Genomic DNA, 23,317 nt, shown 5'->3' with positions numbered 1-23,317 from the left:
AAACAGGACATTTTAGTTTGGGGTATATTAGGACTTTATCATATACGGCTTATACAGTGGAAAATTAAATAAAAATAGTACTTGACAAGTGAAAATTTCTTTGGTATCCTTGCTACGGTAAAACGACCGTAGACAGTAGGTGCCTTAGGCGTAAGTATGTATCGCCTACCGAGGAAGTGACTAAGTACTTGATGTATTATCACTCTCTGTCTTTGCGGCAGAGAGTTTTTTGTTACACTTATAGAGCTTTTACGGGTTTTACTGAAACTATAAAGGAGGTTAGAAATGGCAAAAATTGAATTAAAACAGCCTATAGTTAAGGAAATTGCTGAGCTTTTAGACGGTGCACAGGCAGCTGTAGTCGTTGACTACCGTGGTCTTAGCGCTGAGCAGGATACAAAGCTTCGTAAGGAACTTAGAGAAGCAGGTGTAACTTATAAAGTTTATAAGAACACAATGATTCGTATAGCTGCTAAGGGGACTCCATTTGAGACACTTGACAGTTCACTTGAAGGACCTACAGCAATTGCAGTTTCAAAAGAAGATGCAACTGCACCGGCTAGAATACTTTACAATTTCTCTAAGACAGCTCCGGACCTTGAGTTAAAGGCCGGTGTAGTAGACGGTGTTACATATGACCAGGACGGAATCAAGGTTATAGCTACTGTACCGTCAAGAGACGAGTTGATTGGAAGACTTCTTGGAAGCATTCAGTCACCTATTACAAACTTCGCTCGTGTGCTTAATCAGATCGCTGAGAGCAAAGAAGCGGAAGCATAAAAAAACATATAATGGAGGATTATTAAATGGCAAAGTTAACAACTGCAGAGTTTATCGATGCAATTAAGGAATTATCAGTTCTTGAATTAAATGAGCTTGTAAAGGCTTGTGAGGAAGAGTTTGGAGTATCAGCAGCAGCAGGCGTTGTTGTAGCAGCAGCAGGTGCAGGCGCAGCAGCAGCTGAGGAGAAGACAGAGTTCGATGTAGAGCTTACAGCAACAGGTGACCAGAAGGTTAAGGTTATCAAGGTTGTTCGTGAAGTTACAGGACTTGGACTTAAGGAAGCAAAGGATCTTGTTGACGGAGCTCCTAAGGTTCTTAAGACAGAGGTTTCTAAGGAAGAGGCTGAGGGTATCAAGAAGCAGCTTGAAGAAGTTGGAGCACAGGTTACTCTTAAGTAATTTTAAAAATTTTGGGCGATTGCGTTGCGGTCGCCTTTTTTATTTGTGTCGATATATGATATAATGTTCCCAATAAGATTAGAAAGGAAAGCACATTTATGATAATGCTGAAAAATGTCAGACTTCTTGACCCACAGACAAGAACTGATGATATAAGAGATATACTGATATCTGAGGGAAGAGTAAGAAAGATAGATAAAGACCTCTATCTTGATGCGACACTTATGGCAAGAGCCAACGGTGAGAGACTGAAGGTATATGACTGTAGCGGATTATGTGCCGCTCCGGGATTTGTGGATGTACATGTTCACCTTAGAGAACCGGGTTTTGAATACAAAGAAGATATAGAAAGCGGAGCAAGGGCTGCCGCAAGGGGAGGCTTTACAACTATTGTGGCAATGGCAAATACAAAACCGCCTATTGATACAACTGAGAGAGTGTTTGAAGTACTGAAAAAGGGAAGAAAGACACATATCAATGTAAAGACCTGTGCCTGTATCACAAAGGGTATGAAAGGTGAGGAACTTGCTGATATGAAGGAGCTACGAGAAGCCGGAGCAGTAGGATTTACCGATGACGGCAGACCTCTGCTTGATGAGAATCTTACAAGAGAGGCTATGAGATGTGCAAGAAGTATAAAGATGCCTCTTTCATTTCATGAAGAAGATCCTAAATATATCAAGGAAAACGGCATCAATCACGGATATCCTTCAGATGAGATGCATATATACGGGTCCGACAGAATGGCTGAGATCTCAATGGTTGAAAGAGACTGTAAGCTTGCAAGAGAAACCGGTGCTACAATAAGTATTCAACATATTAGCGCAAAGGAGAGTGTGGAACTTGTAAGAAAAGCAAAGAAAATGGGACTTCATGTATTTGCGGAGGCCACACCGCATCATTTTTCACTGATTGACAAAGATGTAATAAAATACGGTACATTAGCAAAGATGAATCCTCCTTTAAGAGAGGAAGCGGACAGGATAGCTATTATCGAAGGACTTAAAGACGGCACTATAGATATTATTGCTACAGACCATGCTCCTCACTCTAAAGAAGAGAAGGACAGAGACTTTGTAGATGCACCAAGCGGCATAATAGGTCTTGAGACAAGTTTTTCTTTGGGAATTATGAACCTTGTAAAGCCCGGATACCTTTCACTTATAGAACTTATAAATAAGATGAGTTATCAGCCTGCCAGACTCTACAATATGGACAGAGGAGTTTTAAGAGAAGATGAGATAGCCGATATTGTAGTATTTGATGTGGATAAAGAGTGGAAGTATGATAAAAGTGAGAGTAAGTCAAGCAACTCGCCTTGGCTTGGCAGCACTTTACAAGGTAAGATAGTATATACCATTTGTCACGGAAATGTGGTATATGAGAACGTGGAATAAAATTTAAGGAGACAATATGAAGGATAATAATTGTGCGTACTGTATGCAGGGAGAGCTTGTAGAAAAATTCGGTTATCCGGTAGGTAAGATGCCAAGCGGATACCTTTATATCTTTAAAGAACAAAGTAAGATGGGCAGATTGATACTTGCATACAAAGATCATGTAAGTGAAATAGTTAATATTTCAGATGAGGAAAGAAATCAATTTTTTGCAGATGTCAATAAGGTTGCAAAGGTTATACATAAGATTTTTTCACCAAGTAAAGTAAATTACGGAATGTACGGAGATACAGGATGCCATTTACATATGCATCTTGTTCCTAAGTATGAAGGAGGAGATGAGTGGGGATCTACATTTAGTATGAATCCTGACAAGAAGTACTTAAAGAACAATGAATATGAAGAAATGGCAAAGATTCTTAGAAGAGAGCTTAAAATATAGTTTTCGGGCTGTCATGGCAGCCGGCAGCTCTTTTATACAACGAGAAACAGCAGTCTCACGACTGCTGCTTCCCTGTTAGAGTGATATAGGAGTGCATAATGCACATTTTGTAGTGAGAGGTCAACGCAAGAAAACTCTCAACTACGGATATTATAATAGCATAAGTGAGAAGTTTATGCAATAGGAAAAAAGTTAATAAATTATGAACATTAGGTAATGATAGTGATATAAGTACATTAAAGAGCAGAAAAATTTTATGCAACCTAACTTAGCTAAATGAGATTATATAATTTTTACCAACTTTTAGTATAAAAATACTGGTTAAAATATATAAAAATAGTGAGTGAATATAAAAGCATAAAAAGGTATAACTATGTTGCATATCATTAATTATATAGAGTACTGATAGGTTTATATGAAGATTTATTTTTTTGTAAGCCTTTTGTAAGCTGTAAAAATCTATAAATATTGTGTTTAAAACATCATTGTGTTATACTATCGCTAGAACATTTATAACTTACTTATATAGCAACGAGCCTATGGCAAGTTGCAAAACATATTATAGACAATTTTTTATTTGGAGTGTGAGTATGGATGTAATAATAGATTTTCATAGTGAAGAGGCTATATATATACAGCTATGTAATCAGATAATAATCGGCATTGCAACCAATAAGTACAGAGAAGGCGATATGTTGCCGTCAGTACGACAGATGGCTGAGGACATCGGTATAAATATGCATACGGTGAACAAAGCATACGCTACACTTAAAAGAGAGGGCTTTGTAAAGCTTGACAGAAGAAAAGGCGCAATGATTAAAGTGGATGCGGACAAACTTAGAGTGCTTCGCAATATGAGAAAAGAATTCGGGACGGTAGTGGCAAGAGGTATATGCAACGGTGTTACCAGAGATGAGGCACATGAATTGATAGATGAACTGTATAATGAGTTTGATGTACAAGAAATCGAGGAGATGTAGACAAAGATGTTATGTGAGAAGTGCAAAATAAGAGAGGCAAATGTCTTTTACACTGAGATAGTAGACGGAGACAAGAAAAATGAACATCATCTGTGTTCACAATGTGCTAAGGATTTGGACCAATATACCGGTTTGTTTGATAAGGACTTCAGTCTTTCAAAGTTGCTTTCGGGAATACTTGGAGATGTATTTGAGAATGATGGAAATAAAGACTACAGACAGATAGTGTGCCCTACATGTAATACAAGCTATGACGACTTTATAAAAAACTCGATGTTCGGTTGTAAGGACTGTTTTGAGGTATTTAACCTGCTTATAAATGATAATATCAAACAGATTCACGGCAATGATAAGCATGTCGGTAAAATACCGAAAAATTATCACAAAAGTGACAAAATCCTACCCAAATCGGTAGTTACTGAAAACATTGATGCTATTTTCAGTGATGAGGACAAGGAGATTGAAATATTAAAGCAAAAATTGGATGATGCAATCAAAATAGAGGATTTTGAACAGGCGGCAATATTAAGAGACAAGATAAAAACTATCAAAGAGGACAACGGCGATGTGGTATGATAATGTGGAACTCAGTACTGACTATAATTACATAAGCAGTAAGATAAGATTTGCAAGAAACTTTGATGATACATTATTTCCAAACAAATTGACTGATATTGAGGCAAAAAAACTTGTAGAGAATACTCTGGGCGAGTTGTCAAATATCTCTGTGGATTTGGGAATGAACATAAGTTCCTCCATGTTAAACAGAATTCCTGAGATAGAAAGAATGTCAATGTGTGAAAGAAAGATATTGAATGACACATTGGCAAAAAAGGAGACTCCCACAGGGCTTATATTAAACGACAGTGAAGATATAAGCATAATTATTAACGGAGATGATCATATTCGCTTGCAAACTATGTCATCAGGTATTAAACTATATGACTTACTTGATAAAGCCAACAGAATTGATGACTACATAGAAGAACATTTTAATTATGCTTTTAACGACAAGTACGGATATTTGACTACATATCCCACCAATATAGGAACAGGGATGCGTGCATCAATATTGCTTCATTTGCCTGCATCCAATAAAAATAAGGGTTTTTCAAAGCTTATCGCAAATGCCGGAAGATTTGGAGTATCTATAAGAGGATTGCACGGAGAAGGCAGAGAAAACTTCGGTACATTGTATGAGATAAGCAATTCAAAGACTCTCGGTATTTCTGAAAAGGAGATAATTGATACTGTAACAAAGGTTGCCAATCAGTTAAATGAAAATGAAAGAAAACTTAGAGAAGCCGAGGCGCTGGGAGAAGTGCAAAGGTTTGCAAGAGAAGATGAGGCTTATAAGGCATACGGGCTTTTAAAATATGCAAGAAAGTTTAATTTACGAGATGCTATGAATTGTCTAAGCCTTCTTATGAAAGGTTGTGCCGACGGATTTATAAAGATAAAATCGCCGCATAAGCTGTATTCAATAATGCTTGGCATACAAACATCAAATATATTGAATATGGCAGGCAGCCCTTTAACTGAAGATTATATAGAAATACGCAGGGCGGAATATATAAGAGAAAATATAGGAAAATTAAAGTAGAGAGGAAAAGTAATGGCTGAAAGATATACATCTCAAGCAAAGGAGGCAATCAGGTGTGCTGAAACGGCAGCCGCAGAATTGTCACAAAACTATGTCGGTACGGAACATCTCCTTCTTGGTCTTGTACAGGAAGGTAGCGGAGTAGCGGCAAGGATACTTGAGAATAACGGAATAACAGAAGAAAAGATATTAAATTTGATAGATCAGCTTATAGTGTCAAACTATAATGTTGCAATAGAGAGTAAGCAAAATTATTCTCCGCTTGCAATAGGTGTACTGCAAAATGCTTACAGAGAGGCTACAAGATATAAGTCCGCACTTATAGGTACCGAGCATATACTTATAGCCATCATAAAAGACAGTGCCTGCATTGCACATAAGTTGCTTTTGACTATGAACATAAATATTCAAAAGATATATATGGAAATACTGTCGGCAATGGGTGAGGACACTGAGCGAAAAGAAAATTATGAGAGAAAACATAGTAAATCAAGCGCTCTTTCAACACCTACACTTGACAAGTACTCAAGAGATCTTACAGACCTTGCAAGAGACGGTAGGCTTGACCCTGTGATAGGCAGAGACAATGAGACAAACAGGGTTATGCAGATACTCTCAAGAAGGACAAAGAACAATCCTGTGCTTATAGGAGAGCCGGGAGTAGGTAAGACTGCGGTGGTAGAAGGACTTGCAGAGAGAATCATAGCAAAGGAAGTACCTGATACATTGCTTGATAAAAGACTTGTTACACTTGATCTTCCGGCAATGATTGCAGGTTCAAAGTATCGAGGTGAGTTTGAGGAAAGAATTAAAAAAGTAATAAATGAAGTGCTTAATGCGGGAAATGTATTGCTTTTCCTTGACGAGCTTCATACAATCATAGGTGCAGGCGGTGCTGAAGGTGCGGTTGATGCGTCCAATATATTAAAGCCGCTGCTTGCAAGAGGTGAGTTGCAGCTTATAGGCGCAACGACTATAGATGAGTACAGAAAGCATATTGAAAAGGACTCCGCACTTGAGAGACGATTCCAACCGATAATGGTGGAGGAGCCTTCACTTGAAGATGCCACGAAGATACTTCTCGGGCTTAAGCATAAGTATGAAGAGCATCACGCCGTTTCCATTACCGACAGAGCTATAGAGAGTGCTGTAAAACTTTCAAAGAGATATATCTCGGACAGATTTTTGCCTGACAAGGCTATCGATCTTGTAGATGAGGCGGCTTCAAAGACAAGAATCAGCAACTATATGGAACCTGAAAAGATCAAAGAGCTGAAAGCCGAAATCGACAAGATGGAAAAAGAAAAAGAAGACGCTGTAGGTGCCGAAGAATTTGAAAGAGCCGGAGAGATAAAGGAAAAGCAGGAAAAGCTTAGAGAAAAGCAGGATAAAATAAGAGAAAAGTGGATGGAGGACAAGAGAAATAAAAAGCTTGTAGTCGATGAAGATGAAATCGCGGATGTTGTAGCCCTCTGGACAAAGATTCCTGTAAAGAAGATAACCGAAAATGATTCTCAAAGGCTAAGCAATCTTGAAAAGGTGCTTCATGAAAGAGTGGTAGGACAACAAGAAGCTGTAAGTGCGGTAGCCAGAGCTATAAGAAGAGGCAGAGTGGGTCTTAAAGATCCTAAGAGGCCTATAGGTTCGTTCTTATTTTTGGGGCCTACAGGTGTAGGAAAGACGGAGCTTTCAAAGGCGCTTGCTTACAGTATGTTCGGTTCTGAAAATGCACTTATTCGTGTAGATATGAGTGAGTACATGGAGAAGCACTCCGTTTCAAAGATGGTAGGTTCACCTCCGGGATATGTAGGATATGAGGAGGGCGGACAGCTTTCTGAGAAAGTTCGCAGAAACCCGTACTCGGTAATACTCTTTGACGAGATAGAAAAGGCACATCCTGATGTGTTCAATATACTCTTGCAGGTGCTTGATGACGGACATATAACAGATTCAAGCGGCAGGATGATAGACTTTAAAAACACCGTCATAATACTTACTTCAAATGCAGGTGCTCAAAGGATCGTTGAGCCTAAGCAGCTTGGATTTGCTTCAAGCTCCGATGACAAGAAAGATTATTCCGATATGAAAAACAGTGTTATGGAAGAAGTTAAGCAGATGTTCAAGCCTGAATTCTTAAACAGAATTGACGAGACTATAGTATTCCATCAGTTGACTAAAGAAAATCTCAAGGAGATTCTTGATATACTGCTTAGTGAAATCAATTCAAGACTGGATGAGCAGATGCAGATGAATCTAAGACTTAGCGATAAGGCAAAGGAATTCCTTATAGATAAGGGGTATGATAAAAAGTACGGTGCAAGGCCTCTAAAGCGTGCATTACAAAATGAGATAGAGGACAGAATGGCTGAGCAAATCCTGCTTGGCAATATAAAGCAGGGTGATAAGATAAAAGTGGATTGTAAAGGAGAGGGTAAGGAGCGAGAACTTACATTCAAACCTGTTATCAAGCGTTCAAAGCCTAAGCATATGATCACAGATTCTTTTTAGAATAAACTCAATTTAACTTAACAGTATTTTGAAAAAATATAAGCTGACTGATAAATGTATACAATTTTCAGTCGGCTTTTTATTTTTATAAAAAAGTTAGGAAATATAAAAGCAAATATATAAAAAATATGATATGATAGATATTACATAGATATTTGTTGTTATATTTAAGGTGAGTATGATGAATGAAAAAATCATAGAAGTAAAAGGACTGTATAAGTTTTATAAAGCAGGTGAGACGGTGGTCCATGCTCTTGACGGACTGGATTTTACTATAAATAAGGGTGAGTTCGTGGCAATAGTCGGTCCCTCAGGTTCAGGAAAGTCTACGCTTTTAAATATGCTTGCAGGACTTGAAAAGCCCACAAAGGGCGAGATAATAATAAACTGTAAACATCTTGAGAAACTTAAAGAAAACCAGCTTGTTGCGTTTAGAAGAAATAATGTGGGCTTTATTTTCCAATCTTATAATCTTTTGCCTACTATGAATGCGCTTGATAATGTGGCACTTCCGCTGGTGTTTAGAGGAGTGGATGTAAAAAAGCGAATCGAAATTGCAAAAAAATATCTGACACTTGTGGGACTTGAAAAACAAATATATCAAAACGGAAATGCTATGAGCGGCGGACAGCAGCAAAGAGTCGGAATTGCCAGAGCATTGGCGATGCAGCCGAAGATTATATTTGCAGATGAGCCTACCGGAAATCTTGATACCAAAACAAGTGCGGAGGTGCTTGAACTTATGAAGCATATAGTAAAAGAAGAAAATCAGACACTTATTATGGTTACGCATGACAATGATATAGCAAGGGTTGCGGACAGACAAATAAGGATCGTGGATGGAAAGGCGGTATAATGGGTATGAAAAATATCAGGAAAATCTTCGGAATATTTTTAGTTTTTATAACGGTATTACTTTTGCCGATGCAAAGCTTTGCCAAGTTAAAAAACATAGAGGGCAACGGTGTATTTCATCAGGACAAAATACCTGTAGGTAAGACAGGCAAGATAATGAGCGTTACCTTCTATGTGGAGACAGGTTCCGATTACGGCGATGCCTGGGCAGGTATAGCATATGATGACGGCGATGATGAAGATGATGTTGAGTTTCCTTTTGAGCTTACATCAGAGACCACAGACAGAAAGCATGTGGGTAAGATAACCAAAGGTAAAAAGAAAAATATCACTATTTCAGCCAGAGTAAGAAGGGATATTCCCGAAGGTTACTACGGTATACCTGTATATCTGGCAGATGATAAGGACAGCGGCAGGGGTATACAGGAATATATAAATGTGTATATTCAAAAATCCGCCGCTAAGGAAAGCAGTAATGAATCCGAAGCTGTGAAAGATGTGGACTTTACTATAGGTGAAGGTCAGTCCACCCCAAGAGGAAAGTATCCGGATGTGCTTAATTTCAGCCTTAATATGGCAAATACCGGAAAACTTACCGCATTTGACGTTACAGCACATATGGTTATGGATAAGGACAGTACGGTTTTTCCTTTTGAGATAAACGATGCAAACTATGACAGACATTTTGACAAGATAGAAAGTGGAGGAACAGTAAATCTTGACTACAGCTTTGCCATACAAAAAAATACCTACACAGGTTACTATCCCATAAAGCTTGAGATAACATATCGTGAAAGTACTGAAGGTGAGCTGAAAAAGGCGGAAGAACAGTTCTTTGTACATATTGACAATAAGGATAAGGATGAGACTACCACTTCTGCAAAAGAGTTCAATCCGAATGACAGAACAAAAGCAAGAATAGTGGTGGACAGCTACAGAACCGAGCCGAAAGATGTTTTTGCCGGAGAGAGTTTCGACCTCTTTATAACAATGAAGAACGCTTCCTCAAGTGTACCTGCAAGCAATATCTTATTTACATTGGAGTCCGAAAAAGCAAATGACAGTGCTGTATTCAGTATGGAAGAAGGTTCAAGTTCTCATGCGGTCAATTCACTGCCTGCCAATCAGACTACGGAACTTAAACTTAAAATGACTGCAAGAGCAGGTGTCGATCAAAGATCATATTCTATAACAATAAATGAACAGTATGATTCGCCTGAGTTTAAAAATGCTACAGATAAGGTAACTGTAGATATACCTGTAAAGCAGGTGGCAAGGATGAATGTCGGAAGCTTTGATATAAATCCTGATACAATAAGTGTAGGGGATGACTCAAATGTTACTTTTCAGATAAATAATACGGGAAAAGTGGTACTTTATAATCTTATGGCAAAATTCAGTGCGGATTCAATCAAAGAAAATGAAGCTTATATAGGTAATATAAAGCCCGGTGAAAGCGGAAATGTGGATGTGAACCTGACGGGAAAAGCGGTCACAAGTGATGACGGCAAGATAAACTTGACTATAAGCTATGAGGATGAAAACGGTAATGTAACTGAGGAGACTAAAGATTTTATATTAAATGTCACGGAAGCAGCCGAGGAAGAAACCGATATTGCAGAACCTGATATAGCGGATAATGAAAGTAATCACTTTAATGTAGTTCCTTTTATTATTGCAGGTGCTGTTGTAGTTGCGGCTGTTATATTGATTGTTGTATTGAAGAAGAGAAAGAATAAGAAGGAGCAGGTATAATGAAAGTACTTGATTTACTCAAATTAAGTATTTCAAATCTTAAAAGAAGAAAGCTGAGAACTGTGCTTACAGTGCTTGGTGTACTGATAGGTACCGCTTCCGTGGTTACAATGCTCTCGCTTGGTATAGGACTTGACGAGCTTAACAAAGAGAGTATAGCACAGTCGGGATCTTTAAAGGCGATTGATGTATCCGTTCCGTATACGAGACAGAATGATACAAGCAAAAAGTCCGAGCCTTTATATATAAAAGATGAAACGATAAAATCTTTTTCAAGACTTGAACATGTAGATGGAGTATCTCCTGTATTGTCAACATCAGTTATTGTAATGCAGGGTCCGTATATGTTGAGAGAACAGATATACGGAGTCGGTGATGACTACATGGATGAGATACAGCTTGACAGCGGTCACCTGCCTAAAGATAAGAAAAAACTTGAGTTTGTGTACGGAAATTTTGTAATAAGAGATTTCTTTAATCAGAAGAAGCCGAGTGAGTCTTTTTATGATACAAATAAGCTTCCGAATATTGACTATTATAAGCCTATGTTTGTGATTTTTGATACGGATTCCTTTGAAAAGGCAAATGCAGGCGGTGAGAATGCACCCAAGCCTCCAAAGAAATACATTATTGAAACGGCAGGTGTTGTAAAGGGCGGCGCATCTATGGATGAATATGACAATTATAATAATTACAGCTACGGAATCTACTGTAATATAGATGCCTTAAAGGTGATATTAAAGAAAATATATAAAAACAGACTTATCCCGGATCAGCCTACTACAAAGAAGGGTAAACCTTTAAAGTATCTTGTATATGATTCGGCAAAGGTATATGTGGATGATATGAAAAATGTAATGGCGGTGCAAAAACAAATTACAGAAATGGGTTATCAGGCCGAGTCACAGATGGAGTGGATTGAGCAGAGTAAGGCTTCTACAAATATGATTCAGATGGTGCTTGGAGGCATCGGAGCGGTATCACTTTTTGTTGCATCTATAGGTATCGCCAATACCATGATGATGAGTATATATGAGAGAACCAAAGAAATAGGAATCATGAAGGTCTTAGGTTGTGATATGAACCGTATCAGAGATATGTTTCTTATAGAGTCGGGTGCCATAGGACTGATAGGCGGCTTGACCGGAGTGATTTTTAGTTTTATCATTTCAATTGTAATAAATGCTTTAGGCGTTGCCGCGTCGGTTTCGGGAGTTGAGGGAGATATTTCCAGAATACCGCCTTGGCTTGTAATATCCGCAATAATATTTGCAGTCATAATAGGTATGCTGGCAGGATTTTTCCCGTCACTTAGGGCTATGAAGCTGAGTCCGCTTACAGCACTTAGAAACGATTAGGAGGTTTTATGTTTGATTATCTGGCAGCTAACGAGTATCCGGGTAGAGGTATCATATTGGGAAAATCTGAGGATAACAGGGCGGTATTTGCATACTTTATCATGGGAAGAAGTACCAATTCCAGAAACAGAGTATTTGAAACAAGTGATGATGATATAAGGACAAAGGCTTTTGATGAGAGCCTTTTAAGCGACCCTTCACTTATAGTATACTCACCTGTACGTGTTCTGGGAAAGAAAATCATTGTAACAAACGGAGACCAGACGGATACAATATATGAGTATCTTAAGGAGAAAAGGAGTTTTGAGGATGCACTGTATACAAGGACTTTTGAACCTGACGCACCGAATTTTACTCCAAGAATATCAGGACTTATCGACATTGAATCCGGACTCAAACTTAAACTTTCCATATTAAAAAGTGATGAAGGAGACGATTCTCAAGCACTTAGATTTTTCTATAGCTATGACAACCCGAAATCAGGTGAAGGTTTTTTAATCCACACCTACAAAGAAAACTCGGATCCGCTAAAGAGCTTTGAAGGTGAGCCTATTAAGGTAAGTTTAAAGGGAAGCATAGATGAATTTGGCAATTCACTGTGGAATTCTTTGAATACCGACAATAAAATATCACTTGCGGTAAGGTATATTGATATGGCTACAGGCAAGTATGAGCAAATAATAAAGAATAAATTGGAGGGTATGTAATGAAGGAACTGGTTTTAAAATACGGCTGCAATCCTAATCAAAAGCCTGCAAAGATTTATATGGAAAACGGCAGCGAACTTCCTATAAAAGTATTATGCGGCAATCCGGGATATATCAATCTTTTAGATGCGCTGAACGGTTGGCAGCTGGTATCTGAGCTTAAAAAGGTAAGTGGTATGCCTGCCGCAACAAGTTTTAAGCATGTTTCACCTGCAGGAGCCGCCATAGGTTTAGAGCTTGATGAGGTTTTAAAAAAGATATATTGGGTAGACGATCTTACACTAAGTCCACTTGCAAGTGCCTATGCAAGAGCCAGAGGTGCGGACAGAATGTCTTCATTCGGAGACTTTATAGCACTTAGCGATATCTGTGATAAAGAAACCGCACTGCTTATAAAAAGAGAAGTATCTGACGGTGTGATAGCTCCGGGATTTTGTGACGAAGCACTTGAGATACTTAAGGCAAAGAAAAACGGCAAATACAATATCATTCAAATTGATGAAAATTATACTCCTTACGATATTGAAAAAAAGCAGGTCTTCGGTATTACTTTTGAGCAGGGACACAACAATCTGGATATAAACGAGTCGCTACTTGAAAATATTGTAACAAAAAATAAAAACCTGCCTGAAGATAAAAAACTTGATTTGCTTATCTCATTGATAATATTAAAGTATACTCAGTCAAATTCAGTATGCTATGTAAAAGACGGACAGGCAATAGGTATAGGCGCAGGGCAGCAGTCAAGGATTCACTGTACAAGACTTGCAGGAAACAAGGCCGACAACTGGTTTTTAAGACAGGCAAAATGTGTACTTGAACTTCCTTTTAAAGAAGGTGTAAAAAGGGCCGACAGAGATAATGCAATAGATGTATATATCGGCGACAACAGCGTGGAAGAGCTTTTATCAGACGGTATGTGGGAACATCTTTTTACACAAAGGCCGAGTGAGTTTACAAGAGAAGCAAAAAAAGAGTGGTTAAAGAATCTAAGCGGAGTTTGTCTAGGCTCCGATGCGTTTTTTCCTTTCAGCGACAATATAGAAAGAGCAAAAAGAAGCGGAGTGGAGTATATAGCACAACCGGGAGGTTCACTAAGAGATGATGCGGTTATAGAGTGTTGTGACAAGTACAATATGACTATGGCTTTCACAGGTATCAGACTTTTCCATCACTAAGTTTTGAAATAAATATTTGTTGATTTAATATATATTTTATTATAAAATTTAAATAATCAATATATTTATTACAGTTTAAAAAACTGATATTTTGGAGGAATTATGTCAATATTAGTTACCGGAGGTGCCGGTTATATTGGAAGTCATACCTGCGTTGAACTCTTGAATGCAGGATATGAAGTTGTTGTAGTAGATAATTTGGTAAATTCATCAAGGGAATCTCTAAAAAGAGTGGAAGAGATTACCGGAAAGTCTTTGCGTTTCTATGAGGTGGATTTATTAAACAAAAACGCTTTAACAAAAGTGTTCAAGGAAAATAAGATAGATGCGGTTATACACTTTGCAGGACTTAAGGCCGTAGGAGAGTCCGTATATAAGCCTCTTGAGTACTATCACAACAATATCACAGGTACTTTGATTTTATGTGAAGTTATGAGAGAGTTCGGTGTTGAAAAAATAGTATTCTCATCAAGTGCCACGGTATACGGAGACCCTAAGGTGGTTCCTATCACAGAGGATGCGCCTATGGGTGTTATTACCAACCCTTACGGAAGAACCAAGGGTATGCTTGAGCAGATTTTGACGGATATTCATACCGCCAACAACAACTTTTCCGTAATGTTGCTTAGATATTTTAACCCTATCGGAGCACATGAGTCGGGCAGAATAGGTGAAAATCCTAAAGGTATTCCGAACAATCTTTTACCGTATATCACACAGGTGGCTGTAGGCAAACTGGTTTGTCTTGGAGTGTTCGGTAATGACTATGATACTAAGGACGGTACATGTGTCAGAGATTATATCCATGTGGTAGATCTTGCAAAGGGACATGTTAAGGCACTTGAGAAGATGATGAAGAGTCCGGGTAAGGTGGATATTTATAACCTCGGAACAGGTATAGGCTACAGTGTACTGGATGTTATAAACGCCTTTGAAAAGGTAAACGACTTAAAGATCAACTATGTGTTCAAGGACAGAAGAGCAGGTGATGTACCGGCTTGTTATGCCGATCCTACCCGTGCCTTTAATGAGCTTGGATGGAAGGCACAAAAGAACATAGAAGATATGTGCAGAGATTCGTTCAGATGGCAAAAGAACAATCCGAACGGATTTGAAGAGGACAATTCAGATATAGTTGTCAGAAAAGACGCTTCAGTTATGAGAAAGTAAATTAGTGTAGGTTTTGGGGCTTTAAGATGGTTATCATAAAGTCCCTGACCGCTTTGTACAATTTAATAAATAAAGGAGATTATGTTAAGTCAAATAAATACAGCAGGTCTTTTGGGTATCAATGCATTTCATGTCTGTTGTGAGACTGATATAGGAGACGGACTTCCCGGAATCATTCTGATAGGCTCCTTATCAAGTGAAGTCAAAGAGGCGGCGGACAGAGTAAAGACCGCTATAAAAAATTCTAAAATTTCTTTTTATCCAAGAAAAATCGTTATAAATCTTTCCCCTGCAGAAATAAAAAAAGAAGGATGCGGCTATGATTTGCCTATTGCCATATCAATACTTGAGGCACTGGGTGTTATAAAATCGGATATTCTAAACGAGTCTATGTTTGTAGGAGAGCTTTCACTAAGCGGTGAGCTTTTGCCGATAAGGGGCGTGCTTCCGATAGTTATATTTGCAAAGGAGGCAGGATTTAAAAATATATTTCTTCCATATGACAATCTGGCGGAAGCAAATATAGTATCGGGTATAAAAAATATAGGTATTAAAAATCTGAAAGATCTTATTGAAATTCTGAATAATGAAAAGACTTATAATGAAAATATCAATAAAGTAGTATTACCCCCACAAGAAAGAAAATACAGCGATTTCAGTGATGTGAACGGACAAATTCTGTTAAAAAGAGCGGTTCAAATCTCAGTTGCAGGCAGACATAATATTCTTTTTATAGGTCCTGCAGGTACAGGTAAGAGTATGATCGCACAAAGAATCCCCGGAATAATGCCCAATATGACTGATGAAGAGGCACTTGAAGTCTCTAAAATATACAGTGTATGCGGACTGTTAAACTCAAAGAAGCCTATTTTAAAGATAAGACCTTACAGAGCACCACATCATACGGTCTCACCACAGGCGTTGTCAGGCGGAGGAAGAGTTCCAAAGCCCGGAGAAATATCTTTGGCGCATAAGGGCGTACTTTTCCTTGATGAGCTTGCAGAGTTTAAGACTAATACAATAGAGGTTTTAAGACAACCTATGGAAAATAAGACCGTAAGTATTGCAAGAGTGAATGCAAGCATTAATTATCCTGCCGATTTTATGCTGGTGGCGGCGACAAATCCTTGCAAATGCGGCTACTATCCTGACAGAAGTAAATGCAGCTGCAATGAGGCTCAGGTAAAAAAATATCTTTCAAGGATATCAAAGCCTCTGCTTGACAGGGTGGATATCACTGTAGAGACTTCAATGATAAGGTATGAGGAGTTAAAGGGTGATTTTCACAATGTAAGCAGTGAAGAGATGAAAAAGTATATAGAAAAAGTAAGAGATATTCAGTTAAACAGATATAAAGATTATGATTTTTCTTATAATTCAGAGATTCCTCCAAATTTAATAAACAAGTTCTGCGCTTTAAGTGAAAAGGATGATATTTTTCTTTCCAATCTATATGAAGCAAAAAAGATGAGCGTAAGGGGTTTACACAAGATATTGAAAGTGGCAAGAACGGTGGCGGATTTTAACGAACATGAAAATATTGAACATGCGGATATATGTGAGGCGATATCATATCGCTCTTTGGAGGATAAATATTGGTAAGGAGGGAATATGCAAATTTGTGAAATGTCGGATAAGGAAAGCTTATTTTTACTTTCTTCACTTACAGAGCTCGGATATTGCTCAAAAAGAATGATTTATGAAAGAATAAGACCGGTTAATAAGATTTTTGAAATGGATTTTGACACATTAAAGACAAGTCTTAAGTTAAGTGAAAAGCAGATAAGGGCTGTCTTAAGTTTAAAGTTAAAAACAGATGAATTACATGAGGAATATTTATCACTTTATGATAGAAAAATAAGATTTATTCTGCCGTTTGAAGACGATTACCCACAAAAACTTCTTAATATAAGGGATTATCCCTTCGGAATCTTTGTAAAAGGAGATGTTCCGCAAAATAAAAAAAGTGTAGCAATAGTCGGCAGCAGAAGTGCAAGTGAATACGGACTGGGTATGGCAAGGTTTATTGCAAGAGAGCTTGCTCAAAGCGGTGTGGATATTATAAGCGGTATGGCGCTCGGGGTGGATACAAAAGCTCATGAAGGTACGGTTGAAGGAGCCGGCAAAACCTATGCCGTACTTGGCACGGGAGTAAATGTATGTTATCCTGAGAGTAATTTTAATCTGTACAACAAACTGTGTGAAAAGGATTTCGGAGGTGTAATATCTGAATTTCCGCTTGGAACGAATCCGCTTAAGTTAAACTTTCCTATAAGAAATCGTATAATATCGGGGCTTGCGGATATTATAGTGGTGATAGAGGCAAGATTAAAGTCGGGCTCACTTATAACGGCTTCACATGCTCTTGATCAGGGAAGAGAAGTATTTGCACTGCCGGGCAGAATAACAGACTGTATGAGCCTCGGATGTAATAAGCTGATAGCGGACGGAGCAGGTATTATTTCTTCGCCAAGTGATATTTTGGAGGCACTTGACCTGAATGTTGATAGGAAAATTCAAGTATATAATGAAAAAAACCTTAATATGCTTGCAAAGAATGATAAAAAGGTTTATAGTTGCCTTGATTTAAAACCGAAGTATATTGATGACATATTAAAGGAGAGTGCTTTAGATATATCGGAAGTGCTCAGCTCACTTTTATTACTTGAATTGGAAGGGTTTATAGTACAGGTTTCATCAAATTATTATTGTAAGAGGATAAATTAAGTAAGGGGTTAAAATGGCTGGAAGTTTAGTGATAGTGGAGTCGCCTGCAAAGGTAAAGACCATAAAGAAATATTTGGGTACCGGGTATGAGGTTACAGCCTCAAACGGACATGTCAGAGATTTACCCAAGTCAACTATGGGTATTGATGTGGAACATGATTTTGAGCCGAAATATATTACTATAAGGGGAAAAGGCGAGTTGCTTGCTAAACTAAAAAAAGATGTTAAAAAAGCTGATAAGATATATCTTGCAACCGACCCCGACAGAGAAGGAGAGGCTATAAGCTGGCATCTGTCAAAGGCGCTTAAACTTGACGATACCGACAAGAAGGTATACCGTATAAGTTTCAATGAGATTACAAAAAATGCTATAAAGGATGCTATCAAACATCCAAGGCAGCTGGATATGAATCTGGTAGATGCGCAACAGGCAAGAAGAGTGCTTGACAGAATGGTGGGTTACTCTATAAGTCCGCTTCTTTGGGCAAAGGTAAAGAGAGGACTTTCCGCAGGTAGAGTTCAGTCTGTGGCTCTTAGGATGATTTGTGACAGAGAAGCACAGATAGATGCGTTCATACCTGAGGAGTATTGGAGCCTTGAAGCGGAGCTTTTGACCGAGTATTCCAAAAAAAGTGTAAATGCAAAGTTCTACGGCACCAATACAAAGCTTGCTATAAATAATAAAGAAGAGATGGATAAAATCCTTGAAGCCCTAAAGGATGCAAAATATGTGGTTTCGGAGATAAATGAGGGAGAGAGAGTAAAAAAGGCGCCTATTCCTTTTACAACATCCACTCTTCAACAGGAAGCCAGCAAGAAATTAAACTATTCCACACAAAAGACAATGAGACTTGCACAACAGTTGTATGAAGGTGTGGATATAGAGGGCAAAGGTACAATTGCACTTATCACATATCTGCGTACAGACTCTACAAGAGTTGCCGCAGAGGCGGATACTGCAGCAAGAGAGTTTGTAGGTAAAACATATGGCGATGAGTATGTATCAAAGAATACCGTCACAAAGAATGCAAAGACAAATGTTCAGGATGCGCATGAGGCTATCAGACCTACAGATGTTACACTTACTCCTGCTATAGTAAAAGAGTCTTTACCAAGAGAGCTTTTCAGACTGTATCAACTTATCTGGAAGAGATTTGTTGCAAGCAGAATGGAAAATGCAAAGTATAAAACCACTTCTGTAAAGCTTAGTGCAGGTGAGTATATCTTTACGATGTCAGGTTCAAAGATTGTGTTTGACGGATTTATGAGCGTATATACGGATGACGATGAAGAGAAGGCAAGTTCGGATGCCGTTATAGGTAAGTTAAAGGTGGGAGATGAGCTTGAGCTTGTAAAGCTTATAGATTTACAGCATTTTACACAGCCGCCTGCACACTATACCGAGGCAAGTCTTGTAAAAGCACTTGAAGAACAGGGTATAGGCCGTCCGTCTACATACGCACCTACCATTACAACCATTATGGCAAGACATTATGTGGTAAAGGAGCAAAAAAATCTCTATGTCACAGAGCTTGGTCAGATAGTGAACTCTATGATGGTAAATTATTTCGGAAGTATTGTGGATAAGGAATTTACAGCCAATTTGGAGCAGTTGCTTGACTCTGTAGGAGACGGTAAGGTGAATTGGAAGACTGTAGTATCAAACTTTTATCCGGATCTTGAGTCTGCGGTAGATCAGGCTTCAAAGGAGCTTGAGAATGTAAAGATAGCCGATGAGGTTACAGATGTTATCTGTGAGAACTGTGGCAGAAATATGGTTATAAAATACGGACCGCACGGAAAGTTCTTAGCCTGCCCTGGATTCCCTGAGTGTAAGAATACCAAGCCTTACTTTGAAAAGATCGGTGTTGCCTGCCCGAAATGTGGCGGTGATGTAGTCATCAAAAAGACCAAGAAGGGCAGAATCTATTACGGATGCAGCAATGCTCCTGAATGTGACTTTATGTCATGGAATAAGCCTTCAGCGATAAAATGCCCGAAATGCGGTTCATATATGGTGGAGAAGGGAAATAAACTTCTATGTATGAATGAAGAATGCGGATATACGGAAAATAAACCTAAAGAGTAATAAAAAGACCTGTGAGAGATTTTCTCACAGGCTTTTTTATTCCTCATCCTTTTTATCAAGGTTTCTTATCTGTTTTGTTATTATGATATATGCATAGACTATTACAGGCATCACGATATCTATGAAAAGAAATACAAACAGAAGTTTTGTATTGCTTGTAAATATTGCGACATAGACTGTAGCAAGTAAGCTGAAAATAAGTATCAAAAGCAGTATTATTGCAAAAATTCTTTTCATTTTATTCCTCCGTCTGTAGGGTAAGTTCTTCCCAATCTTCCATAAGCTTATCAAGTCTTTTTTCAAGCGTCTCTTTTTGTTTTTGAAGTTCCATAAGTTTGCCGACATTTGAAGCATTCTCAGGGTTTGCAAATTCTTCATCAATAGATTGTAATTTATCTTCAACCTCTGAAATCTCTTTTTCACATTTATTAAGAGCGTTCTTTATTTTCTTTTTTTGAGCTTGAGCAGTCTTATTGTCAATCCATTCTTTCTTTGACTCTGAAACATCTACCGGTTTTTCAGCCTGTTCAGTATTTGTAAGATTGGCGGCTTCCTCTACGGCTTCTCTTTTTTCAATATAATAATCGTAGTTTCCTATATAGTTTAACAATCTGTTTTCAGTGAGGTCAAGTATTCTGGTAGCTGTCTTATTGATAAAGTATCTGTCATGTGAGACATAGCAGACAGTACCCGGAAAGTTGTTCAATGCATTTTCAAGCACATCCTTACTTACTATATCAAGGTGGTTTGTAGGCTCATCCAGAAGTAAAAAGTTTGCTTTTGAGAGCATAAGTTTCACCAATGACACTCTGCCTCTTTCACCGCCCGAGAGATCTGCTATTTTTTTGTACACATCCTCTCCGGTAAAAAGAAATGCCGCCAAAATATTTCTTATCTGAGTATTTGTCATCTCGGGATAGGTATCTGAAAGCTCGTCAAACAAAGTCTTGTCCATATGAAGTACCTGATGTTCCTGGTCGTAGTAGGCAACGGATACATTTGAGCCGTAGATGACTTCACCTGTATCGGGATTTAAAAGACCGTTTATAATTTTTAAAAGAGTAGTCTTTCCTGTACCGTTGTCGCCTATTATAGCAACTCTTTCACCTCTTTTTATCTCAAAGTTTATATCCTGAAATAGTTTTTTGTGATCAAAGCTCTTTGAAAGATTGTGTACGGTTAAAACATCCTTTCCGCTTTCTTTTGAGATATCTAAAGACAGTCTCATATTTTCACTATATGTATGCGGTGCCTCTACTCTTTCAATCTTTTCAAGCTGTTTTTGCCTGCTTTCGGCTCTCTTTATTGATTTTTCTCTGTTAAACTGCTTAAGCTTTGTGATAACGGCTTCCTGGTGCTTGATTTCCTGCTGCTGATTCAGATATTCCTTCATCTTGGCATCTAAAAGCATTTGCTTTTTATTTGAAAAGTCGGTATAGTTGCCAAGATACATCTGCACATTACCGTTTTCTATATCAATAACCTTGCTTACTATTTTATCAAGAAAATATCTGTCGTGAGATACGATAATTACAGTGCCCTTATAGTTTAAAAGATAGGATTCAAGCCACTCTATACTTCTTAAGTCAAGGTGGTTTGTAGGCTCATCCAAAAGTATAATGTCAGGTTCTTCAAGCAGCAACTTTGCAAGGAAAACTCTGGTCTTTTGCCCTCCTGACAATGTATTTATCTTTCTGTCAAAATCGGCTTCTTCAAAGCCCAGTCCCTTTAAGATACCTACAACTCTGCTTTTTACCGCGTATCCGTCCATAAGTTCATAGCTATGTGTAAGAGCGGTGTAAGAAGAGTATAGCTCCTCCAATTCACTGCCTGTCAAATGCTTCATATCTTCCTGCATTTGTGACATTCTCTTTTCCATATTCAATATAGGTTCTATAACTGTATATAATTCATCAATAATGCTGAGTGCAGAGTCCACATTATTGATCTGGCGTAAATATCCGAGTTTTGCGTCCTTTGCAAGTGTAATGATGCCGCTATCGGCGCTCTCTTCTCCGGTAAGTATTTTCAAAAGTGTGGTTTTTCCGGCACCGTTTACACCTACAATGGCAACCTTTTCATGTTCGTTGACAAGAAAGGTTGCATCCTTTATTATCTCATTGCTTCCAAATGATTTTGATATATTAGTGGCATTTAAAATCAAACAATTTGCCTCCTTACTATATAATACACATAAGTATATCCTATACATGCAATTTAATGCAAGGGTAAAGAATAGCGTTATTATCTGTATTGACAATTATATTGATAAATAATATACTAATTGTAGAATTCTTAACAAAGAAACAGATATGCAGTATATGCATATTTTAGATGGAGATATAATGGAAGAAAGAAAGATATCAAGGGCGGTTATTTCAAGGCTGCCAAGATACTACAGATACCTGGGAGAACTTTCAGAAGAAGGAGTTGAAAGAATCTCTTCAAAAGAGCTTAGTGAGAGAATGAAGGTAACAGCTTCTCAGATAAGGCAGGACCTCAACAATTTCGGAGGCTTCGGGCAGCAGGGATACGGCTACAATGTAAGGTATCTATACAATGAGATAGCAAAAATATTGGGTATTGACCGTCAGCATAATATTATTATAATCGGTGCCGGACACCTCGGTCAGGCCATCGCCAACTATGCAAACTTTGAGAGAAGAGGCTTTTTGATTCAGGCGATGTTTGATGTGGATCCGAATCTTTTCGGAAAGACTGTAAGAGGTGCAAGAGTGTATTCACTTGACAGCCTTGAGAAGTTTATTTCGGAAAACGATATTCAGATTGCTGCGCTTACAATACCGAAAGCAAGAGCCATGGAAGTGGCGGACAGACTTATAAAATCAGGTATAAAGGCTATTTGGAACTTTGCACACACGGATCTTACGGTTCCTGACGATGTAATAGTTGAAAATGTGCATCTGTCGGAGTCTTTGATGAGACTATCATACAGAGTCAGCAATATGGATGCGATACCTTTTGAAGGAAAGTATGATTAGAGGTATCGGAACCGACATAGTAGAAACAGACAGAATATCAAGAGCAATAAAAAAAGATTATTTTTTGAAAAGGGCTTTTAGTGACAGTGAGATTGCTATGGCTAAGGAAAGAAATACCGATATTTTTCTGGCAGGCAATTTTGCTGTAAAAGAGGCTTTTGTCAAAGCATTGGGAATAGGTTTTAGAGGTATCGGGCTGAAGGATTTGGAAGTTCTTAGAGATAAATACGGCAAACCCTTTATAAGGATTTGCAACCATGAAAATATTCATCTTATGGATATCAATGAGAAAAATATTTATGTTTCAATAAGCAATACAAATTCTTTGGTCGTTGCAATGGTGGTAATAGAAGTTGATTGATATG

The 23,317-nt window shown here is 38.2% G+C and carries 21 protein-coding genes and 1 other annotated feature; of the genes, 19 read left to right on the top strand and 2 right to left on the bottom strand.

Features of this window, described 5'->3' with window-relative positions; genetic code table 11:
* Positions 1-108: 108 nt before the first annotated feature.
* Positions 109-241, top strand: a sequence feature (ribosomal protein L10 leader region).
* A gap of 44 nt (positions 242-285) precedes the next feature.
* From rplJ to topA, 17 genes are all read left to right on the top strand, one after another.
* The gene (gene rplJ / locus ACO6FI_RS10085; protein ID WP_448947021.1) at positions 286-780 is read left to right on the top strand and encodes a 50S ribosomal protein L10; all 495 of its coding nucleotides are present in this window, start codon (positions 286-288) and stop codon (positions 778-780) included.
* Positions 781-806: 26 nt separating this feature from the next.
* On the top strand, positions 807-1,181 hold the full coding sequence (gene rplL, locus ACO6FI_RS10080) for a 50S ribosomal protein L7/L12 (RefSeq protein WP_060931458.1): 375 nt from the start codon (positions 807-809) through the stop codon (positions 1,179-1,181).
* Positions 1,182-1,279: 98 nt separating this feature from the next.
* Complete coding sequence (locus ACO6FI_RS10075) at positions 1,280-2,578, top strand: dihydroorotase (protein WP_485457222.1); 1,299 nt, start codon at positions 1,280-1,282, stop codon at positions 2,576-2,578.
* Between the two features lie 16 nt (positions 2,579-2,594).
* Positions 2,595-3,020 (top strand): HIT family protein, encoded by a 426-nt coding sequence (locus ACO6FI_RS10070; protein WP_485457221.1) that lies wholly within the window; start codon positions 2,595-2,597, stop codon positions 3,018-3,020.
* 590 nt (positions 3,021-3,610) lie between these two features.
* Positions 3,611-4,000, top strand: coding sequence for a GntR family transcriptional regulator (locus ACO6FI_RS10065; RefSeq protein WP_485457220.1), 390 nt, complete (start codon positions 3,611-3,613; stop codon positions 3,998-4,000).
* A gap of 6 nt (positions 4,001-4,006) precedes the next feature.
* Positions 4,007-4,576, top strand: coding sequence for a UvrB/UvrC motif-containing protein (locus ACO6FI_RS10060; protein ID WP_485457219.1), 570 nt, complete (start codon positions 4,007-4,009; stop codon positions 4,574-4,576).
* Positions 4,566-5,603 carry an ATP--guanido phosphotransferase gene (locus ACO6FI_RS10055; protein ID WP_485457218.1) on the top strand — a complete coding sequence of 346 codons (1,038 nt, stop codon included), beginning with the start codon at positions 4,566-4,568 and terminating at the stop codon, positions 5,601-5,603. The genes ACO6FI_RS10060 and ACO6FI_RS10055 overlap by 11 nt, the downstream gene beginning before the upstream one ends.
* Before the next feature lie 12 nt (positions 5,604-5,615).
* Complete coding sequence (locus ACO6FI_RS10050; protein WP_485457217.1) at positions 5,616-8,111, top strand: ATP-dependent Clp protease ATP-binding subunit; 2,496 nt, start codon at positions 5,616-5,618, stop codon at positions 8,109-8,111.
* A gap of 178 nt (positions 8,112-8,289) precedes the next feature.
* Positions 8,290-8,967 carry an ABC transporter ATP-binding protein gene (locus ACO6FI_RS10045; RefSeq protein WP_485457216.1) on the top strand — a complete coding sequence of 226 codons (678 nt, stop codon included), beginning with the start codon at positions 8,290-8,292 and terminating at the stop codon, positions 8,965-8,967.
* A gap of 5 nt (positions 8,968-8,972) precedes the next feature.
* A complete protein-coding gene (locus ACO6FI_RS10040) occupies positions 8,973-10,721 on the top strand; it encodes a COG1361 S-layer family protein (protein ID WP_485457215.1) in 1,749 nt (582 codons plus the stop codon).
* Entirely contained in the window at positions 10,721-12,079 is a 1,359-nt protein-coding gene (locus tag ACO6FI_RS10035) for an ABC transporter permease (protein ID WP_485457214.1), read from the top strand. Before ACO6FI_RS10040 ends, ACO6FI_RS10035 begins: the two co-directional genes overlap by 1 nt.
* An 8-nt stretch (positions 12,080-12,087) precedes the next feature.
* Complete coding sequence (locus ACO6FI_RS10030) at positions 12,088-12,786, top strand: IMP cyclohydrolase (RefSeq protein WP_485457213.1); 699 nt, start codon at positions 12,088-12,090, stop codon at positions 12,784-12,786.
* The gene (locus tag ACO6FI_RS10025; protein WP_485457212.1) at positions 12,786-13,964 is read left to right on the top strand and encodes a phosphoribosylaminoimidazolecarboxamide formyltransferase; all 1,179 of its coding nucleotides are present in this window, start codon (positions 12,786-12,788) and stop codon (positions 13,962-13,964) included. Before ACO6FI_RS10030 ends, ACO6FI_RS10025 begins: the two co-directional genes overlap by 1 nt.
* A gap of 102 nt (positions 13,965-14,066) precedes the next feature.
* A complete protein-coding gene (gene galE, locus ACO6FI_RS10020; protein ID WP_485457211.1) occupies positions 14,067-15,134 on the top strand; it encodes a UDP-glucose 4-epimerase GalE in 1,068 nt (355 codons plus the stop codon).
* A gap of 81 nt (positions 15,135-15,215) precedes the next feature.
* Positions 15,216-16,736 carry a YifB family Mg chelatase-like AAA ATPase gene (locus ACO6FI_RS10015; RefSeq protein WP_485457210.1) on the top strand — a complete coding sequence of 507 codons (1,521 nt, stop codon included), beginning with the start codon at positions 15,216-15,218 and terminating at the stop codon, positions 16,734-16,736.
* 9 nt (positions 16,737-16,745) lie between these two features.
* On the top strand, positions 16,746-17,861 hold the full coding sequence (gene dprA / locus ACO6FI_RS10010; protein ID WP_485457209.1) for a DNA-processing protein DprA: 1,116 nt from the start codon (positions 16,746-16,748) through the stop codon (positions 17,859-17,861).
* Between the two features lie 13 nt (positions 17,862-17,874).
* Positions 17,875-19,950, top strand: coding sequence for a type I DNA topoisomerase (gene topA / locus ACO6FI_RS10005; protein WP_485457208.1), 2,076 nt, complete (start codon positions 17,875-17,877; stop codon positions 19,948-19,950).
* Between the two features lie 36 nt (positions 19,951-19,986).
* Here the strand turns inward: topA and ACO6FI_RS10000 are convergent, their stop codons facing one another.
* A complete protein-coding gene (locus ACO6FI_RS10000) occupies positions 19,987-20,187 on the bottom strand; it encodes a hypothetical protein (protein ID WP_060931444.1) in 201 nt (66 codons plus the stop codon).
* A gap of 1 nt (position 20,188) precedes the next feature.
* Positions 20,189-22,114 carry an ABC-F family ATP-binding cassette domain-containing protein gene (locus tag ACO6FI_RS09995; RefSeq protein WP_485457207.1) on the bottom strand — a complete coding sequence of 642 codons (1,926 nt, stop codon included), beginning with the start codon at positions 22,112-22,114 and terminating at the stop codon, positions 20,189-20,191.
* Positions 22,115-22,295: 181 nt separating this feature from the next.
* On the opposite strand from ACO6FI_RS09995, the gene ACO6FI_RS09990 reads away from it, so the two are divergent.
* A complete protein-coding gene (locus ACO6FI_RS09990) occupies positions 22,296-22,952 on the top strand; it encodes a redox-sensing transcriptional repressor Rex (protein ID WP_485457206.1) in 657 nt (218 codons plus the stop codon).
* On the top strand, positions 22,945-23,313 hold the full coding sequence (gene acpS / locus ACO6FI_RS09985) for a holo-ACP synthase (RefSeq protein WP_485457205.1): 369 nt from the start codon (positions 22,945-22,947) through the stop codon (positions 23,311-23,313). The genes ACO6FI_RS09990 and acpS overlap by 8 nt, the downstream gene beginning before the upstream one ends.
* The last annotated feature ends 4 nt before the right edge of the window (positions 23,314-23,317 follow it).

This window comes from Lachnoanaerobaculum sp., from assembly GCF_057250505.1.
Note: the sequence above shows the minus strand (reverse complement) of the source record. Positions and strands in the feature narration are given on the sequence as shown.

Excerpts from the sequence above, each read along its gene's own strand:
- ACO6FI_RS10040 (WP_485457215.1), top strand. The coding sequence starts at position 8,973 with ATGAAAAATATCAGGAAAATCTTCGGAATATTTTTAGTTTTTATAACG.
- ACO6FI_RS10070 (WP_485457221.1), top strand. The coding sequence starts at position 2,595 with ATGAAGGATAATAATTGTGCGTACTGTATGCAGGGAGAGCTTGTAGAA.
- ACO6FI_RS10030 (WP_485457213.1), top strand. The coding sequence starts at position 12,088 with ATGTTTGATTATCTGGCAGCTAACGAGTATCCGGGTAGAGGTATCATA.
- ACO6FI_RS10065 (WP_485457220.1), top strand. The coding sequence starts at position 3,611 with ATGGATGTAATAATAGATTTTCATAGTGAAGAGGCTATATATATACAG.
- rplL (WP_060931458.1), top strand. The coding sequence starts at position 807 with ATGGCAAAGTTAACAACTGCAGAGTTTATCGATGCAATTAAGGAATTA.
- dprA (WP_485457209.1), top strand. The coding sequence starts at position 16,746 with ATGCAAATTTGTGAAATGTCGGATAAGGAAAGCTTATTTTTACTTTCT.
- ACO6FI_RS10035 (WP_485457214.1), top strand. The coding sequence starts at position 10,721 with ATGAAAGTACTTGATTTACTCAAATTAAGTATTTCAAATCTTAAAAGA.
- ACO6FI_RS10050 (WP_485457217.1), top strand. The coding sequence starts at position 5,616 with ATGGCTGAAAGATATACATCTCAAGCAAAGGAGGCAATCAGGTGTGCT.
- ACO6FI_RS10025 (WP_485457212.1), top strand. The coding sequence starts at position 12,786 with ATGAAGGAACTGGTTTTAAAATACGGCTGCAATCCTAATCAAAAGCCT.
- rplJ (WP_448947021.1), top strand. The coding sequence starts at position 286 with ATGGCAAAAATTGAATTAAAACAGCCTATAGTTAAGGAAATTGCTGAG.
- ACO6FI_RS10045 (WP_485457216.1), top strand. The coding sequence starts at position 8,290 with ATGATGAATGAAAAAATCATAGAAGTAAAAGGACTGTATAAGTTTTAT.
- ACO6FI_RS09990 (WP_485457206.1), top strand. The coding sequence starts at position 22,296 with ATGGAAGAAAGAAAGATATCAAGGGCGGTTATTTCAAGGCTGCCAAGA.
- galE (WP_485457211.1), top strand. The coding sequence starts at position 14,067 with ATGTCAATATTAGTTACCGGAGGTGCCGGTTATATTGGAAGTCATACC.
- ACO6FI_RS10015 (WP_485457210.1), top strand. The coding sequence starts at position 15,216 with ATGTTAAGTCAAATAAATACAGCAGGTCTTTTGGGTATCAATGCATTT.
- ACO6FI_RS10060 (WP_485457219.1), top strand. The coding sequence starts at position 4,007 with ATGTTATGTGAGAAGTGCAAAATAAGAGAGGCAAATGTCTTTTACACT.
- ACO6FI_RS10000 (WP_060931444.1), bottom strand. The coding sequence starts at position 20,187 with ATGAAAAGAATTTTTGCAATAATACTGCTTTTGATACTTATTTTCAGC.
- ACO6FI_RS10055 (WP_485457218.1), top strand. The coding sequence starts at position 4,566 with ATGTGGTATGATAATGTGGAACTCAGTACTGACTATAATTACATAAGC.
- ACO6FI_RS10075 (WP_485457222.1), top strand. The coding sequence starts at position 1,280 with ATGATAATGCTGAAAAATGTCAGACTTCTTGACCCACAGACAAGAACT.
- topA (WP_485457208.1), top strand. The coding sequence starts at position 17,875 with ATGGCTGGAAGTTTAGTGATAGTGGAGTCGCCTGCAAAGGTAAAGACC.
- acpS (WP_485457205.1), top strand. The coding sequence starts at position 22,945 with ATGATTAGAGGTATCGGAACCGACATAGTAGAAACAGACAGAATATCA.